Here is a 16,938-nt window from a genome sequence, read left to right as displayed (position 1 = left end):
GTCCAATGCATAGAGTTACTTGTCTTCATACGTCTGCCGTATGACAAAGTCGGCGAACCGCTGCGCGGCGGGCGGCAGCTGTCGTTCGGCGGACCAGGCCAGGCCGAGTTGACGTTTGGCCGACGCCGCGGCCAGCGGGACGTACACCGCGCCCGGCTCGGCCCGCTCCGGTCGGGGGACCGGTACCACGGCCACGCCGAACCCGGCTGCCACCAGACCTTCCATGGTCGGGATCTCCATGGCCTCGAACACCACCTGCGGCGCGATGCCGGCCTCGGCGCACAGTTCGTCGGTCAGCTGACGCAACCCGAAACCGGGTGCCAGCGCCACGAAGGGTTCGCCGGCGGCATCGGCCAGGCGGATCCGGGCGCGGCTCGCCAACCGGTGGTCGCGCGGCACGGCCAGGCACAGCCGTTCGAGGTAAAGGCCACGCCACCGGTACCCGTCGGGGCGGGGGGACGTGATCGCCAGGTCGGCCTGGCCGTTGGCGAGTTGCTCGACGATCACGTGCGCGGCGCCCTGCACGAGGTCGAACTGCACGCGCGGGGCTTCGGCGCGAAACCGGCGGAGCAGATCCGGTACGAACCAGCTGGCCTGCGAGTGCAGGAACGCCAACCGGACGGTGCCGGTGTCGGGATCGCGCAATGCGGCGATCCGCTCGGTGGCCGAACGGATTTCGGCGATGCTGCGGCGCGCGTGTTCGAGCAGGATCTGGCCGTAGGCGTTGAGGTGCAGCCGCCGGTTCACGCGGTCGAACAGCGGTGCGCCCAACTGGTCTTCGAGGCGGGCCAGCGCCCGGGACAGCGTCGGCTGGCTGACGCCGAGCTCGGCCGCGGCGTCGGTGACGTGCTCGGTCTCGGCCAGGACGACGAACCATTGCAGCTCGTCCAGATGCATGGTGGCCACTTTCCCTGCCGGCCGGCCTCCCGGCAAGCGGGAGACCGGTCGTGGCTCTACCGGCCGTACGGGCTGAACAGCGACGGGTGATGGCGGTGCCACCACGCGCCGGGGTAGGCCGACGCCGCGGGGCTCGCGTAGGTGTGCGGCACTGCGACGATCCCGGGCCGCGGCGTCGGCGGCGTGTAGCTGCTGGCGGACGCGGTGCCCGCCAGGCTGAGCGCGGCGATACCGATCGCTCCCGCGGCGAGGGCGGGCGCGGCGACGAATCGGGTGAAACGGTTGGTATTCATCTGAATTCTCCTGTGTGAGTGGTTCTTTCGGTTGTCTGCCGGGTGTTGCCGGCGATGTATCCACTGTGCCGCCCGCGGCGCGCAAGATCTGTCGCCCGACCGGCGGGTATGGCGGCTGAATCCCTTGTCCCCCAATCGGCGGAACGTGGCCCCACGGTTGTGCGATGCTGTGCCGCATGGCCGACAAAGTGCGGGTCGTGGTGGGCGATGACCACCCGATGTTCCGCGAGGGCGTGGTGCGGGCCTTGACGTCCAGCGGTGAGATCGACGTCGTCGCCGAGGCCGACAACGGCGCCGACGCGCTTGAGCTCATCAAGACCCACAAGCCCCAGGTCGCGCTGCTCGACTACCGCATGCCGCAACTCGACGGGGCCCAGGTGGCGGCGGCCGTCGTGCGCGACGAATTGCCCACCCGCGTCCTGCTGGTATCAGCGCACGACGAATCGGCCATCGTCTACACCGCACTGCAGCAGGGGGCGGCGGGGTTCCTGTCCAAGGAATCCACGCGCAGCGAGCTCGTCAACGCGGTGCTTGCGTGTGCGAAGGGCCGCGACGTGATCGACCCGAGCCTGACCGCGGGGCTCGCGGGGGAGATCCGCAGGCGCAACGAACCCGACGCCCCGACGCTGAGCCCGCGCGAACGCGAGGTGCTGAACCTGATCGCGCAAGGCCGCAGCATTCCTGCCATGGCCAAGGAGCTGTACCTGGCCCCGTCGACGGTCAAGACACACGTGCAGCGGCTCTACGAGAAGCTCGGTGTGGGTGACCGTGCCGCCGCGGTGGCCGAGGCGATGCGACGCCGGCTGCTGGACTGACATGGCGTCGAGCCGCCTCGTCGATTTCTTTGCGACACAACCGGTCCGGGTGTCGGCTGTGCTCCGGCTGCCGCTCATCGGGCTGATCATCGTGCTGGTGTCGGTGTGGGAAGTCGACCATTGGCTACCCGCCGTCTACGCGGTGATCCTGAGCGTGTACGCCGCAGCGGCGGTGGTGTGGCTCGTGGTCGTGCTCCGCGGGCCCATGCCCCGGTGGGTCGAGTGGGCCTCGACGGCAGTCGATGTGCTGGTGCTCGTGGCGCTGTGCGCGGTGTCGGGTGGGGCCACCGCGGCGTTGCTGCCGGTGTTCTTCCTGCTGCCCATATCCATTGCGTTCCAAGACCGTCCGATCCTGACCGCACTCCTGGCCAGCGGCACCGCGCTCGGCTACCTGGGCGTGTGGATCCTCTACTCCAAACGCGACGATCGCGTGGGCCTGCCCAACATCGTCTACATGCACGTCGGTTTCCTCGCGTGGCTCGCGGTCGCCACCACGGCCTTGTCGTTCGTGCTGGTGCGGCGCTCGGCGCGCGTGCAGGCCCTGCTCGAGGTGCGTCGACGGCTCGTCTCGGAGTCCACCAGGGCCGATGATCTGCGCAACGCCGAACTCGCCGAACATCTGCACGACGGCCCGTTGCAGACCCTGCTCGCCGCGCGCCTCGACCTCGACGAGATCCGCGAGCGCAACCCCGATCCGGCGCTGGACCGCGTGCGCGCCGCCCTGCAGGAGACCGCGACGGGGTTGCGCTCGACTGTGACCGCGCTGCACCCGCAGGTACTCGCGCAGCTCGGCCTCACCCCGGCCGTGCAGGAGTTGGTGCGTCAGTTCGAGAGCCGGAACCACATCCCGGTGGTCGCCGACCTCGACGACGTCGGGCATCCGCCATCGCAGAGCCTGCTGTACCGGGCCGCGAGGGAACTGCTGGCCAACGTGAGCAAGCACGCCAAGGCGACGACCGTCACGGTCGGTCTGCACCGCAAGGGTGAGCGCACCGTCCTGACGGTGGCCGACGACGGCGCCGGATTCGATCCGTCGACCGTTGCCCGCTCGGTCGCGGAGGGTCACATCGGGCTGGCGTCGCTCCAGGTTCGCATCGAGGCCACCGGCGGCACGATGGCCATATCGTCGAAACCCGGTGCGGGCACGCAGATCACGGTGACCTTGTAGCCCAACCTATTTCACGCAGGGCACGCCTGATGCGGTCATCTGGGTCAGGTCGGTAGGTGCCGGGCTGTAGGTGCCGGTGGCAGTCGCGGCCACGGTGGTGACCGGGGTGTCCGGCGTCGTCGACTCGCTGGTTTCCGTCGAGCCGAGTGAATCGGTGCTCTCGGTGGCGTCCGTCGTGGTGGCCTCGCCGTTGAGGTAGTCCTCGCCGGGAAAGTCGGTGCCGATGGTCAATTGCACGGTGTCGGCCGCAACGTAGTCCGACGCCGTGGCGGTGACGCCGAGGTGAGTCGCGAGCGCCTGGGCCGCGGTCTGCGCGCCCTGCCCGTAGTCGATGGTGGTGCTGGCGGACAGTGTTTCGGCGTCACCGATCTGACCTTCGGTGAAACCTTTTGCGGTGAACGTGGTTTCGAGCTGAGCGGCCAGGCCGCTGTAAGTGGACGCGTTGACGACGTCCAGGATCGCGCCGTGCCCTTCGAGCGCCGGGGCGGCCTTGGTCGTCGTGGTGGACGTCGAAGCGCTGGGATCCTTCACGAGGTCGGCGACGATCGTACGGATGGTCTTGACGTCGACGATGTTCACGTCCTCGCCGAGCGAGTTCTGCCCGAATTCCTTGATGGGCAACGTGTACAGCGACGGCGGCTTGTCGGTCAGCGCGGTCGCTCGGCTCGCGAAACTGGCGAGGTCGAACCCGGCATCCAGTGCCACGTTCTGCTTGACCACGTTGAGCAGGTTGCGCAGGGTGCCGGCATTGTTGAGCGCACCGCTCTCACCGAGGCGCGCGACCAACGCCGCGATGAACGCCTGTTGCCGCCGCGTGCGGTCGAGGTCGGTGAAGTTCTCGTCGTTGATGTCACGCCGCTGCCGCACGAACGCCATCGCCTGCGCGGCATCGATCTGCTGGACACCTTTGTGAAAATCGGCCCCCGAGTAGGGATCTGCGGTGTCGGCATTCAGGCACACCGTGATGGGTGCGACGGCCGTGGCGATCTGGAAGAACGCACCCAGGGTCACCTCGACGAAGTGGTCGATGGGAATGCCGAGCAGATTGCGCACCGTGGCGATCTCGGCTTTGCGTCCCGCCTCGCGCGCCTGCTGTTCGTGCTCGGCCTTGGTCCCGGACTCGGATTCGAGCGACTCCATCTCGCGCTGGTAGGCGAAGCCGTATGCCTGCTTGACCTTGCCCTTGCACGGTTTGGTGTCGCAGCCCGCCAGGTCGACGTAATCGTCGCGAGGGATCGAGAATGCGGTGGCGGGCCTGCCGTCCCCGGGCAGGTGCACGACGATCAGCACGTTGGCGTTGTAGCCGCCCACGGTCTCGTCACCCGCGTGCAGCGCCTGGTAGATCTCCTCGGGCAGCGGGTTGCCGTGCTGGTCGAGCCGGCTGTCGAGGCCCATGATCAGGATGTTCTCTGTGTCGCCCGTGGACCCCGACTCACCGGCCAACGCGTTGGATGTGGTGATGCCTTCGAGCACGCCGTGATAGGTCACCCAGCCCATCCCGGTGCCTGCCAGCACCGACAGCGCGGTCAGCCCGACGAGCGCCCTGCGGGCAATCCGCAGGCCCCGGCGGGCGCGGCGGTGCGGGAGCCGGTGCCGGGGTTGGCGCTGGGTGTGGGCGGGCGGAGGCGGCGTTGACATGGCAATCCCGTCATTATCCGCCTTGTTCGGCGGTCGTCATGCCCTCGATCCTCACCGAAATTTGCTGTGAGCGGGTAAACCCTGCTCAGACCCCATCGTCACGGTTTGATGAAGTTGGCCGGCGAGTGTAGGTGACGCACATCACTCGTTCTGCCGCTGGGCGCACACTGTGCAATCCGGGCGACGGATGCTGCCCGGTTTGTGCAGGTCAAGGACGTCGTACCGGCACTACGCTCATCAAAAACAGTGCTGTTGAGTGCTTTTCGAGGGCAAAGGTGGGTGACGGGCATGAACGTGGCCGAGGTCCGGGTGCATGAACGGTCGGGGCTGGCATTCACGGCGGTCGGCTACGGTGGCGCCCCGATCGGGAACTTCAACGGAACGTTCACCGATGCCGCGGCACACGACATGGTCGCCCAGGCCTGGGGCCAGGGAGTCCGGTACTTCGACACCGCGCCGGGTTACGGCAACGGGCTCAGCGAGTACCGCCTCGGTCACGCGCTCCGCGGGTACGACCGCGCCCAGTTGGTGTTGTCGACCAAGGTTGGGCGGGTGCTCACCCCGACGCTCGGCGCGCCGCGGGACAACGGTCAATACCGCGACATCCCACCGTTTGTCGCGGACTACGACTACAGCTACGACGGTGTGATGCGCGCGGTCGAACAGAGCATGCAACGCATGCTGACCGACCGGTTCGACGTGCTGTTCGTCCACGATTGCGACCGCTACACCCACGGTGCGGCCCAGCCCGACCTCTTCCGGCAGGCGATCGTCAGCGCGTTCCCCGCCCTGGAATCCCTACGCGACCAGGGTGTGGTGAAGGCAATCGGCTTCGGCGTCAACGAAACAGACGTCATGGCCGAGGCCGTCAAGGCCACAGATTCCGACCTGTGTCTGCTCGCCGGCCGGTACACGCTGCTGGAGCAGGAGCCACTCGACGCGCTGCTGCCGATCTGCGAAGAGCGCGGTATCGGCCTGATCCTCGGTGGTGTGTACAACAGCGGGGTGCTCGCGACGGGACCGGTACCGGGGGCACGCTTCAACTACGGGCCTGCGCCCCGGGCCGTGCTGGAGAAGGCGGCGCGCATCGAGGAGATCTGCCGCCGCCACCGCGTCGCGCTGCCCGCGGTGGCGCTGCAGTTCGCCTATGCACACCCGGCGGTGGCCAGCATATGTATTGGCGCACGCAACGCCGATCAGCAGCAGCGCAATGCCGACCTGTTCGATTCCGCTGTGCCCCAACAGCTGTGGGACGACCTGCGGTCGGCGCATCTCATCCGTGACGATGCGCCGACGCCCGGTTCCTAACCGGTGGTGCTCAGGTGCGGTGCCTTGAACGGGTTCAGGGCACCCGCATCGATCGTGTGTGCCGTACCGGTGATGTAGCGACCGTCTGCACTGGCCAGATAGACCACGGCATTGCTCACGTCGACAGGGTCGAGGAACGGAACGGGCAACGCGTGCATCGCGGTCAGCGCCGGCAACGCATCCTCCTGCGACGCACCGTCTTTACCGCCGGCGAACAACCGGTTGTAGCGGGGGTTGTTGATCATCAGGGTGTTCACGTTGGTCGGATTGATCGAGTTGACCCGAATCCCGTAGGGCGCCAGTTCGCCGGACAGGGTGCGCATGAGCCCGTTCACGCCGTGTTTGGACGCCGCGTAGTGGCCCACGTTGAGTTCGACCGTGAGGCCGGAGATCGAACTGATGAGGATGACGGCGCCACCCTCGTTCTGCCGCAACAGGGTTGGCACGGTGGCCTTGATGGTCTTCCACACGCCGGTCAGGTTCACGTCGATCTGATCGGTGAACTGTTGTTCGGACAGCTCCCACAGCGGTGCGGTGTCGTTGAGCGTCCCGGCATTCGCGACCACGACGTCGAGCCTGCCGAGCTCCGAAACGCCGTGGTCGACAGCGGCTTTCAGTCCTGCCAGATCCCGGACGTCGACCTCGGCCGCGACGACGCGCCTGCCGCGGCTCTTGACGAGGTCGGCCGTGGTCACCAGATCGTCGGAGTCGGCCATCGGGTACGGGACGGTGTCGATCTGCCCGCAGATGTCGAGCGCGATGATGTCGGCGCCTTCCTCAGCCAGCCGCAGCGCATGCGAGCGGCCCTGCCCGCGGGCCGCTCCCGTGATCAATGCGACTTTTCCGGCCAGACGGGCCATGAGTCCTCCTCGTGATCTGGCCGTGGCCTTGGGTCTACTGGTGCTGTTCGCCGGCGCGGTTCGCGCGGTACTCGTCGGCACGCTCGTCGGTGATGTGCGGCAGCGGCGGGAAGTCCAGCCAGCCGGGCACGAACGGGCTCGCCAGGTCGCGGTCGGTGGGAACCTCCACCAGGACCGGCGCCTTCGCGTCGAATGCCCGCTTGAACGTCGGCTCCAGATCCGCGGCGGAGTCCACCCGGAAGGACTCGAGGCCGAACGACTCGCCCAGGGCCTTGAAGCTCGGGCTGTACGGCGTGCCGTCGGGCCGGTTGAACTCGGTGCCGATGATGCGGTCGGTCGCGTTGCGCTGGCCACCGCGGATCGAGATGTACCCGGAGTTGTCCTGCACGATGAACACCACCGGGATGTCGTGCTGGATGGCCACGCCGATCTCCTGGGCGGTCATCAGGAAGTCGCCGTCGCCCGTGATGGTCGCGACCTGACGTTCGGGCGCAGCCAGTTTGGCGCCGAGTGCGGCGGGCACGGGCCAGCCCATCGACGAGAAGCCGCCGGTGGTGAGGTGCGTGCGGGGTTCATAGACCGGGAAGGTCTGCTTGACCGCGCCCTGCGTGTTGCCGGAACCGGCCAGCACGATGCCGCTGCGGTCCATCACGTTGCGCAACGCGGCCAGTGGGCGCTGCAGCGTGAACGGGAAGCGGTCGGTGTCGCGGCGAGTGGAGAGTTCGTTCTCCCAGTCGGCCTTGCGCTGCGCGACCTCGGCAAGGTAGTCGGTGCGGTCGGGCTTGGCCGGCAGTGAGGCCACGATCGCGGCCACCGCGGGCTTGGCATCGGCCAGGATGCCGACCTCGGCCGGGTAGATCTTGCCGATCTCGTGCGGGTCGATGTCGATGTGGATGAGCTTGGCCGGCGGGAACGAAAACGACTGTCCCTTGGCGTAACTCGATGAGGACCAGTCGGTGAACCGACAGCCGATGGACACCACCACGTCGGCGTTGGCGGCCAGGTAGTTGCCGTGGATGGTTCCGGTCTGGCCGACACTGCCGACGAAGAGCTCGTGGTCCTCGGGGAAGGCGCTCTTGCCGTTCCACGTGGTGACGACCGGGATGTTCAAACCCTCGGCAAGGGCGCGGACCTCGTCGGTCGCGTTCGCGCTGATCGCACCTCCGCCCACGACGATCACGGGCCGTTTGGCGGTGCCCAGCAGGCTGACGGCACGCTCGATGGCCTCGGGATCCGGGTACTGCAGGCCGACCGGAAGACGTCGCGCCAGGTCGTGGAAGTTGACCTCGGCCGTCTCGGCGTGCAGATCCCACGGCACCTCGATGTGCGCAGGGCCCCGGCGGCCCGTGAGCATCGTCGAGAACGCCCGGTGCATGATGAACGGCAGATCCTCGATGCTGTTGGCGACCCAGCTGCGCTTGGACACCGCCTCGGCGACCTGCGGAAAACCGTTGTCCTTCTGGCGTTCCAGCTCCTGGAGCACGCCGCGGCCCCGCATGTGGCGCGGCGGCCCACCGGTGATCACCAGCACGCTCGTCGAGTCGCTGTAGGCAGTGGCGAGACCCAGCACGGTGTTGGAGGCGCCCGCGCCGATCGACGTGACAGCGTACATCGGGGTGCCGGATACCCGGTAGAACCCGTCGGCGAGGTGTACCGCGCTCTGCTCGTGATAGGTCTGGATGAACGGAATCTTGGACTCGTCCTCGTTGAACGCGTCCATCAGCCCCCAGATGCCGTGGCCGGGAATACCTGCCACATAGGGGACTCCGTACTCCTTGAGGATTCGGGCGATGACCTGCCCGCCGTTGAGCCTGGGCATTGAGGATCCTTTCGGTGTTGCGTCTTGAGCGACAGAGCGGCGATCTTGCGACCAGTCTGCCCACGGTGGCCGGCATCTCGTTAGACTCAATTTGAGCAGTGCATCAAGAAATTGCTGCACAATGTGTCCGCCGGAAGGTGGTGGCGATCATGGCGATGACCGTTCGTGCAGCACTCGAACTCGAGGTGTTCACGCGTGTCCCGATGAAAATCTACGCCGGGGTCGAGGGCCTCGGGCGCACTGTGCGATGGGTGCACCCCACCGAAATCCCGGACATCGCAAAGTTTCTCACCGGCGGCGAGATGTTGCTGACCGCCGGTCTCGGCATCGGATCCACGCCGGAACGCCAACGCGAGTACATCACGCAGATCGCCGATTCCGAAGCCGCGGTGCTCATCATCGAGCTCAGCGGGCGCGCGTTCGACACCATGCCGCAGGCGTTGATCGACGCGGCGAACGAGCGCAACTTTCCGGTCGTCGGACTCGACGGCGAGCTGCCGTTCGTCGAGGTCTCGGCCCAGGTGCACGAGTCGATCGTCGACCAGCGCGTGCTCGACCTGAGTGCCTACGAGCGGCTCAACGCGAGCTTCATGCAGCTGCTGCTGGCCGGCGGCGACCCGGGTGCCTTCACCGATGCACTCAGCGCCGAGGTGGGGCACCCCGCAGTCCTCGAAGACGCGACGCGCCAGATCGTCGCCTACTCCGGTGGCACGCCGGCAGGCGACGAGGTGCTCACCGAATGGGAACACCATTCCCGCATCGACCACGATTCGATGTCCACCGACGGCAACGTCAACGAGGCGCGCAACTGCACCCGACGCGCCGTCGTGCTGCGGGGCGAACGGTGGGGCTGGCTGCACGTGCTGCACGGCGGCGCGACGGTGGCAGGCACCGCGTCCTACGCGGTCGACCGGGCCACCGACGGCATCGCGATCGCGCTGCTGGGCGCGCGTGAGAGCGGCGCCCGGTCAGCGCAACGCCAGAACGCGCTGGTCAGCCGCCTGCTGCTGGGCGACATCTCGGGCGACGCGTTCGTCGCCAGGGCACTGCGCATCGGGCGGGATCTGCGCGACCGGGCCCTGCTCGCGGTGTTCGTGTGCCGGGAAACCCCGGCAGGCAACACCAGTGACGAGGCCATCGAGGAGATGTGCTGGGCACTGCATCTGCCTGCAGTGGTCGCCGATCTGGGTGAGCACACCCTGGCCGTGATGGGCCTGCCACGGACGAGCTCGGAAAAGCAGGTGGTGGAGCGATTGACCGCGGCGAACGTGCGGGCGGGCCTCAGCAGGCCGGTCACTGCCGGCCAGCTGCCGACTGCGGTCGAACAGGCGCGCAGCGCGGCGTCGGTCGCGGCCGCGCGCCCCGACAAGGCCGTACACCGGTTCGACGATCTCGGTGTGCTGCGGCTGCTGGCCTCGCTGGCGGGCGGCCCCGAGCTCGCCCGCTACATCGAGGACGAGCTGGGGCCGATCCTCAAACACGACGCCAAGGCGACCAACCCGTTGCTGCCGACGCTGCGGACCTACCTGTCCTGTGACGGCAACAAATCTCAAGCGGCCCAGGCGTTGTTCGTGCAACGACGCACGCTGTACTACCGCCTGGAGCGCATCACGAGCCTGCTCGGGCGCTCACTCGACGACCCCGACACGCGCCAGGCCCTGATCTTCGCGGTGCGCGGACATGACCTGCTGCAACGGCAGAACCAGCCTTGAGACACCAAGCCCCTGCACACCCTGTGCACCCATGCGTCGTCGCTCTTCGCAGTCTGGGGCTCGTGCCCGTCGGCGGCCGTCACTAGCTTTGACGGTGTCGCCAGGCGACACTCAATACATCCTCTCAGCCCAGAGGAGCTCTATCCCATGGCTATTCCCGCGGCAGCTGTGCAGTCACAGGTCGTCGTCGACCCACCCGAAATCCTCGAGACCGACATCGCGATCATCGGATCCGGGATGGGTGGCGGCACCCTGGCGTATGCGCTGCGCAATTCCGGTGCCCGCGTCCTGATCGTCGAACAAGGCGATTTCCTACCGGTCGAGCGCGAGAACTGGTCGTTCGAGGCGGTCCACACCCAGGGGCGCTACAAGAACTCCGCGGCGTGGCACGACGAGACCACCGGCGGCGATTTCGTCCCGGGCAACTATCACTACGTCGGCGGCAGCACGAAGCTCTACGGGGCGACGCTGCCGCGATTCCGCGAGTGCGACTTCGGCGCGATCGAACACGTCGACGGCGTCTCGCCGGCGTGGCCCATCGACTATGCCGATCTCGAGCCGTTCTACGGCGAGGCCGAGCACATGTTCTGGGTGCACAGCAACAAAGGGGAGGATCCCACCGATCCGTGGCGGTCCACCGATTATCCGTTCCCCGGCGTCCCGCACGAAGGCGCCATGGCCCGGCTCGTGGAAAGTGCGAAAAAGCAAGGACTGCATCCATTCTCGGCGCCACAGGCGCTCGACCGGCGGCCCGGCGGCGGCTGCGTCCTGTGCTACACCTGTGACTCGTTCGCGTGCATGGTCGACGCCAAAGGGGACGCCGACGTCGCCGCGGTGCGCCCCGCGCTGCAGGCGGGCAACGTTCAGCTGCTGACCAACGCCGAAGTGACCCGCCTCGACACCGACACCAGTGGCCGCCGCGTGACCGCGGCAAGGATCCGCCATCACGGTCGGTCGATCCAGGTGCGGGCCAACCGTTTCGTGGTCGCATGCGGTGCGGTCAACACCGCGGCGCTGCTGCTGCGCTCGGCCTCCGAGCAGCATCCGCGCGGCCTGGCGAACTCGTCGGACCAGGTGGGCCGCAACTACATGGCGCACATCACGACGTTCTTTCTCGCGATCGATCCGCGTCGCAAGAACGAGGCCGTCTACCAGAAGACCATCGGCATCAACGACTGGTACACCGCCGGGCCGACCAACAAGTACCCGCTCGGCAATGTGCAGGGCCTCGGCAAACTCCGTGGGCCCCAAGCCAAGATGGGCAAGCCCTGGGTGCCGCTGCCGATCCTCGACGAGGTCACCAAGTACACGCTCGACCTGTTCATCCAGACCGAAGACCTGCCGCTGCCCGAGAACCGGGTCACGCTCAACGCCAAGGGGCAGATCTCACTGTTCCGCCGGGAAACCAATCTCGCGGCGCACCACGAACTGATCGCGAACATGAAGAAAGTGGTGCGCAGGGCCGGCTTCCCGGTCGTGCTCACCCGCAGCCTCGGCGTCGAGGCCACGTCGCACCAGTGCGGCACCGCGGTCATGGGTGTCGATCCCGGCGCCAGCGTCGTCGACGCGGACCTGCGGGCCCACGATCTCGACAACCTGTGGATCGCCGACACCTCGACATTCCCGTCGTCGGCCGCCGTCAATCCGGCGATCACCGCCGCCGCGCTGTCGCTGCGGCTCGGGCACTCCGGTGCGCTGACCGCGTAATCGTCTGCCACTACTTCTCATTCAGCTAAGGACGTCCAGCGATGACCGCTACCGTCGGCACCGACCCCGTGCTCGCGCCCCTGTTCGAACCGATCACGCTCGGCAACGTCGAGATCCGCAACCGCGTGGTGATGACCGGCCACGGCACGGGCATGGCCAAGGATTACCTGCCCACCGACCAGCACGTCGCGTACTACCGCGAACGGGCGATCGGCGGCGCGGGCCTGATCGGCATGGCCTTCCCTCAGATCCACCCGACCTCACAGGACGTCCCGGGTGAGCCGCGGGCCTGGCTGCCCGAGATCGTGCCGGGTTTGCGCAAGATCTCCGACGCCGTGCACGAATACGGAGCTCGCATCGTCATGCAGCTCGGACACGGTGGCCGGCAAGGACATTCGACGTTCACCGAACGAGCCCTGTGGGGCCCGTCCAACACTCCGTGCCCGTTCAACCTGGAGATGCCCAAGGCCATGGAGGTCGAGGACATCGATGAGATCGTCGAAGCCCACGCCATCGGGGCCCGGCATGCCAAGCAGGGCGGCATGGACGGTGTCGAAATCCACTCCGGCTATGGCGGTTACCTGCTGGCGTCGTTCCTGTCGCCGTTCTCCAATCATCGCGACGACGACTATGGCGGCACCCTGGAGAACCGCATGCGCATCGTCATGCGCGTCATCGACGCGGTGCGTGACGAGGTGGGCCCCGACTTCCTGGTCGGAATCAACCTGCAGGGCCACGATTTCAGCCCCGGAGGCCTCGAAGTCGGCGACGCACAGCAGATCGCCCAGGCGATCGCGGCGCCCGGCAAGATCGACTACATCTGTGTCAAGGCCGCGACGTACAACGAGGCACACCAGAACGTGCCGGACATGCAACACCCGAAGCGCATCTGGGAAAGCCTTGCCGCTGCGGTCAAATCGGTCGTCGACATCCCGGTCATCGCGGTCGGCCGGATCAACGATCCCATGGACGCCGCCGACATCCTGCACCTCGGTCACGCCGACATGGTCGCGATGACGCGTCAGCAGATCGCCGATCCCGAGACTGTGAACAAGATGCAAGAGGGCCGGCTCGACGAGATCCGCCGGTGCATCGGATGCAACCAGGGGTGTATCGACCGGCTGTTCGCGGTCACGCATTCGTCGTGTGTGCACAACCCGGCCGCCGGCTACGAGCGTGAACTCGGCATCGGCACGCTGCTTCAGGTGACCATCCGGCGCCGCGTCGTGGTGATCGGGGCCGGACCCGCCGGAATGAAGGCCGCAGAGACCGCGGCCCGCCAGGGCAACGAGGTCATCCTCATCGAGCGCCGCAACCGCACCGGCGGCCAGCTTCGGATCGCCGCGAAGATCAAGGGGCGCGCGGAGATCGGCGGCGTCATCGACCATCTCGACGTCATGGTCGCCAAGTACGGCGTCGACGTGCGGCTGGGGTGGGCACCTACGGCCGACGAGGTGCTCGCGCTGCAACCCGACCACGTCATCGTGGCGACCGGCTCGGCTCCGGGTCACGACATCGTCGGAAACCTTGCGCAGGGCATCACGTTCACGCCTGGTCTCGACCAGGACCACGTCCTGTCGGTGTGGGACGTACTCGACGAGGACAAGCCCGTCGGCCGGCACGTGGCGATCGTCGACGACGGCGAGGGTGGCTGGAAAGGGATCGGGCTGGCCCTGCAGCTGACCGAGGCCGGCCACGAGGTCGATTTCGTCACGCCGCTGCCATACGTGGGTGCCAAGCTCGGGCCGTTCAGCGCCAACCTCGCGGTGCCGCGCATCCACCGGTCAGGCATGCGCACACACCCGTTCACGACGGTGACGGCGATCGACGGTGCGACCGTTGACATCGTCGAAAAGGGTTTTGCGGACACCCTGCGCGGCATCGACACCGTGATCCTGGCCGGCTGGCACCGCCCTGTCACGGGGCTGTACTTCGCGCTCAAGAACCGCGGCGTGCCCGTCGAGCGTATTGGCGATGCGGTGGCAAGCCGGACCATGATGGAGGCCGTGCATGAAGGAGAACGCGCCGCGCGGCGGATAGGCGTCACCGTTTGACGCGATGCCAGACCGACGAACACCGTCTCGCGCGTGCGCGCGGGGCGGTGTTCGCGCTGTTCGTGTCCTTCGGCATCATCCTCGCGACCTGGGCCGTGCACCTACCGGCCCTGCAGCGGGCAGCCGGTTTGTCGACCTCGTCTCTTGGCACGGTGCTGTTCGTCGTCGGGGTCGGGGCGTTGGCCGGCATGCAGCTGTGCGGGCCGCTGACCGACCGCTTCGGGACCGCGACCATAGCCACGGTGGCCGGTGCGGCGATGGCCGCGACCGTGACGGTTCCCCTCGCGATGGCCCAGCCGATCTTGGTGGGCGTCGGGGCTTTCGTCTTCGGGTTCGCGACCGGCAGCGCCGACGTGGCGATGAACGCCGCGGCTGTCCACGTCGAACGCGGCTACGGCCGGGCCATCATGGCGTCGTTCCACGCGGTGTTCTCGATCGGCACGGTGATCGGATCGCTGCTCGGCGCGGCAGGTTATGCGCTCGGCGCGCCGACCCCGGTGGCCGCTGCAGCCGTCGGGGGCGGCTGTGTGGTGCTCGTCGGGTGGGCCTGGTTCGCGCTGCACGCCTGGGCCGATACGCCGCAGGAACCCGTTGCGGCGGACGCGGTCGAGAGCGGTCCGGCGGGCAGACCCCGCAAGATCCTGGTCCTGGGTCTGCTGGCGTTCCTGCTGTTGCTGTCAGAGGGCTCGGCCATGGACTGGGCCAGCGTGCACGCGCAGCACCACTTCGGCGCGTCGCCGGCGCTGGGCACCATGGCATTTGGTGCGTTCGTCACGGCGATGACGGTCAGTCGGTTCACGGTGGACCGCATCGCGCAACGCATCGGCCCGGTGGCGGTGATCCGGTACGGCTGCGTCGTGGCGGCCGTCGGTATCGCGGTGGTGATTGTCGCGCCCAACCTCGCGGTCGGCGTGGTCGGATGGATCCTGTTCGGCCTGGGACTGTCCGGCGGTGTGCCACAGGTCTTCACCGCGGCCGGCAATCTCGGCGGTGCGTCCGGGCGCGCGCTGTCGCGCGTCGTCGGGGTGGGCTATCTGGCGATCCTTGCCGGGCCCGCCGTCATCGGCTGGCTGGGCGAGGTCACGTCGCTCAATGCCGCATTCGCGATCCCGTTCTTCGCGGTACTGGCCTGCGTCGCCACCGCATCGACCGTTGCGCCCAACAAATCCTCTGGTCGCTAGCTGACCAACTGGTGCAGCGCTTCGGCGATCTACTGCACACCTTGGGTCTGCCACGGTCACCACGCGGGCCTGAGACTGGAATCACGCCAGAGCGGATACCGCCGGCAGCATCCCCGTCACAGCGTCAAGGAGAGAATCGGTGTCGATCATCCTCAAGGCGCCGGCCGCGCAGGTCGGCACACCGCACAAGAGCAATCCGCAGGTGGTCGACACCGTCGCCGCCGTCCTCGACGACATCCGGGCCAACGGTGATTCGGCCGTGCGCAGGTACTCCGAACGCTTCGACAGCTGGACGCCGGAATCGTTCCTGCTCGGTGAGGAACAAGTCGCCAAGATCATCGCGGATCTGCCCGGCACCGTGATCGAGGATCTCTCTTTCGTGCAGCGGCAGGTGCGCAATTTCGCCCAGGCGCAGCGCGACGCGATGCTCGACATCGAGATCGAGACCCTCCCGGGAATCCGGCTGGGCCACAAGCACGTTCCCGTCACAGCATCGGGCGCCTACGTCCCGGGCGGCCGCTACCCACTCACCGCGTCGGCGCACATGACGGTGGTCACGGCCAAGGTCGCCGGCGTCGAGCGGGTCGCCGCAACCACACCGCCCAACGAGGCCACGCCGCCGGCCATCAGCGTCGCCGCGATGCATCTCGCCGGCGCCGACGAGATCTATGTGCTGGGCGGGGTGCAGGCGATCGGCGCGCTGGCCCTGGGCACCGAGACCGTCCAGCCGGTCAACTTGCTGACCGGTCCCGGCAATGCCTACGTGGCGGAGGCCAAGCGGCAGTTGTTCGGCGAGGTCGGGATCGACCTGTTCGCGGGCCCGACGGAAGTGCTGATCATCGCCGACGACACCGCCGACCCGTTCATCGTCGCGGCAGATCTGCTCAGCCAGGCCGAGCACGGCCCGGATTCCCCCTGTGTCCTGGTCACCACATCGGAGCGCGTGGGCCGCGAGACCATCGCCGAGGTGGCACGTCAGCTGGAGAACCTGCCCACCAAGCAGGTGGCCGCGGTGTCGTGGGAGAACTACGGCGAAGTGCACCTGGTCGAAACCCTCACCGAGGCCTTCGCGCTCGGAGACCGTTACGCGAGCGAGCACGTACAGATCCTCACCGCCGAACCGCGCCGTGCGCTCACCGAGATGCACGACTATGGTGCGCTGTTCCTCGGCGAAAAGACCTGTGTGTCTTACGGCGACAAGGCGATCGGCACCAATCACGTGCTGCCAACCCTGGGCGCCGCGCGCTACACCGGCGGTCTGTGGGTGGGTAAGTTCCTCAAGACCGTGACGTATCAGGAGATCGACAACGCGGAGTCCAGCGCAGAGCTCGCGCGCATCTGCGGTCGCGCGGCACGGCTGGAGAACTTCGAGGGCCACGCCCGCTCGGCCGACGTGCGGGCCGCGAAATACGGTGGAGATGTGCTCGACTGGACCGAACACCGGTTCGCCGAGGACTCGGCTACCGTACCGAGCTGACGGGAGGAC

13 protein-coding genes are annotated in these 16,938 nt (G+C 67.6%); 8 read left to right on the top strand and 5 right to left on the bottom strand.

Features of this window, described 5'->3' with window-relative positions; all coding sequences use genetic code 11:
- Positions 1 to 15 precede the first annotated feature (15 nt).
- On the bottom strand, positions 16 to 897 hold the full coding sequence (locus tag G6N67_RS10990) for a LysR family transcriptional regulator (RefSeq protein ID WP_036434788.1): 882 nt from the start codon (positions 895 to 897) through the stop codon (positions 16 to 18).
- Positions 898 to 953: 56 nt separating this feature from the next.
- Complete coding sequence (locus G6N67_RS10985; protein ID WP_036430226.1) at positions 954 to 1,190, bottom strand: hypothetical protein; 237 nt, start codon at positions 1,188 to 1,190, stop codon at positions 954 to 956.
- A 176-nt stretch (positions 1,191 to 1,366) separates the two neighbouring features.
- Here G6N67_RS10985 and G6N67_RS10980 point away from each other — a divergent pair, with 176 nt between their 5' ends.
- On the top strand, positions 1,367 to 2,005 hold the full coding sequence (locus G6N67_RS10980) for a response regulator (protein ID WP_229478985.1): 639 nt from the start codon (positions 1,367 to 1,369) through the stop codon (positions 2,003 to 2,005).
- A 1-nt stretch (position 2,006) separates the two neighbouring features.
- Positions 2,007 to 3,173, top strand: coding sequence for a sensor histidine kinase (locus G6N67_RS10975; protein ID WP_036430222.1), 1,167 nt, complete (start codon positions 2,007 to 2,009; stop codon positions 3,171 to 3,173).
- A gap of 6 nt (positions 3,174 to 3,179) precedes the next feature.
- Here G6N67_RS10975 and G6N67_RS10970 read toward each other — a convergent pair whose 3' ends face one another.
- On the bottom strand, positions 3,180 to 4,670 hold the full coding sequence (locus G6N67_RS10970) for an LCP family protein (protein WP_407663373.1): 1,491 nt from the start codon (positions 4,668 to 4,670) through the stop codon (positions 3,180 to 3,182).
- Positions 4,671 to 5,099: 429 nt separating this feature from the next.
- Between G6N67_RS10970 and G6N67_RS10965 the strand changes: the two genes are divergently transcribed.
- Positions 5,100 to 6,119, top strand: coding sequence for an aldo/keto reductase (locus G6N67_RS10965; protein WP_036430218.1), 1,020 nt, complete (start codon positions 5,100 to 5,102; stop codon positions 6,117 to 6,119).
- Here the strand turns inward: G6N67_RS10965 and G6N67_RS10960 are convergent.
- Together G6N67_RS10960 and G6N67_RS10955 are read right to left on the bottom strand one after the other, a co-directional pair.
- A complete protein-coding gene (locus G6N67_RS10960; RefSeq protein ID WP_036430216.1) occupies positions 6,116 to 6,979 on the bottom strand; it encodes a mycofactocin-coupled SDR family oxidoreductase in 864 nt (287 codons plus the stop codon). The two genes, G6N67_RS10965 and G6N67_RS10960, sit on opposite strands and share 4 nt — an antisense overlap.
- A 34-nt stretch (positions 6,980 to 7,013) precedes the next feature.
- The gene (locus tag G6N67_RS10955) at positions 7,014 to 8,798 is read right to left on the bottom strand and encodes a thiamine pyrophosphate-binding protein (protein WP_036430214.1); all 1,785 of its coding nucleotides are present in this window, start codon (positions 8,796 to 8,798) and stop codon (positions 7,014 to 7,016) included.
- A gap of 149 nt (positions 8,799 to 8,947) precedes the next feature.
- On the opposite strand from G6N67_RS10955, the gene G6N67_RS10950 reads away from it, so the two are divergent.
- The 5 genes from G6N67_RS10950 (at position 8,948) to hisD (ending at position 16,929) form a co-directional block, all read left to right on the top strand.
- Positions 8,948 to 10,510 carry a PucR family transcriptional regulator gene (locus G6N67_RS10950; RefSeq protein ID WP_036434786.1) on the top strand — a complete coding sequence of 521 codons (1,563 nt, stop codon included), beginning with the start codon at positions 8,948 to 8,950 and terminating at the stop codon, positions 10,508 to 10,510.
- Between the two features lie 147 nt (positions 10,511 to 10,657).
- Entirely contained in the window at positions 10,658 to 12,217 is a 1,560-nt protein-coding gene (locus G6N67_RS10945; protein WP_051578546.1) for an FAD-dependent oxidoreductase, read from the top strand.
- Positions 12,218 to 12,258: 41 nt separating this feature from the next.
- Positions 12,259 to 14,271 carry an oxidoreductase gene (locus G6N67_RS10940; RefSeq protein ID WP_051578545.1) on the top strand — a complete coding sequence of 671 codons (2,013 nt, stop codon included), beginning with the start codon at positions 12,259 to 12,261 and terminating at the stop codon, positions 14,269 to 14,271.
- Positions 14,268 to 15,452 (top strand): MFS transporter, encoded by a 1,185-nt coding sequence (locus G6N67_RS10935; RefSeq protein ID WP_051578544.1) that lies wholly within the window; start codon positions 14,268 to 14,270, stop codon positions 15,450 to 15,452. The genes G6N67_RS10940 and G6N67_RS10935 overlap by 4 nt, the downstream gene beginning before the upstream one ends.
- 139 nt (positions 15,453 to 15,591) lie before the next feature.
- Positions 15,592 to 16,929, top strand: coding sequence for a histidinol dehydrogenase (gene hisD, locus G6N67_RS10930; RefSeq protein ID WP_036430210.1), 1,338 nt, complete (start codon positions 15,592 to 15,594; stop codon positions 16,927 to 16,929).
- Positions 16,930 to 16,938: the final 9 nt, after the last annotated feature.

Origin of the sequence: Mycolicibacterium mageritense (assembly GCF_010727475.1) — a bacterium.
Lineage (GTDB): Bacteria > Actinomycetota > Actinomycetes > Mycobacteriales > Mycobacteriaceae > Mycobacterium > Mycobacterium mageritense.
The sequence above is the reverse complement of the archived record's forward strand: the minus strand, read 5'-3'. Positions and strand labels throughout refer to the sequence as shown.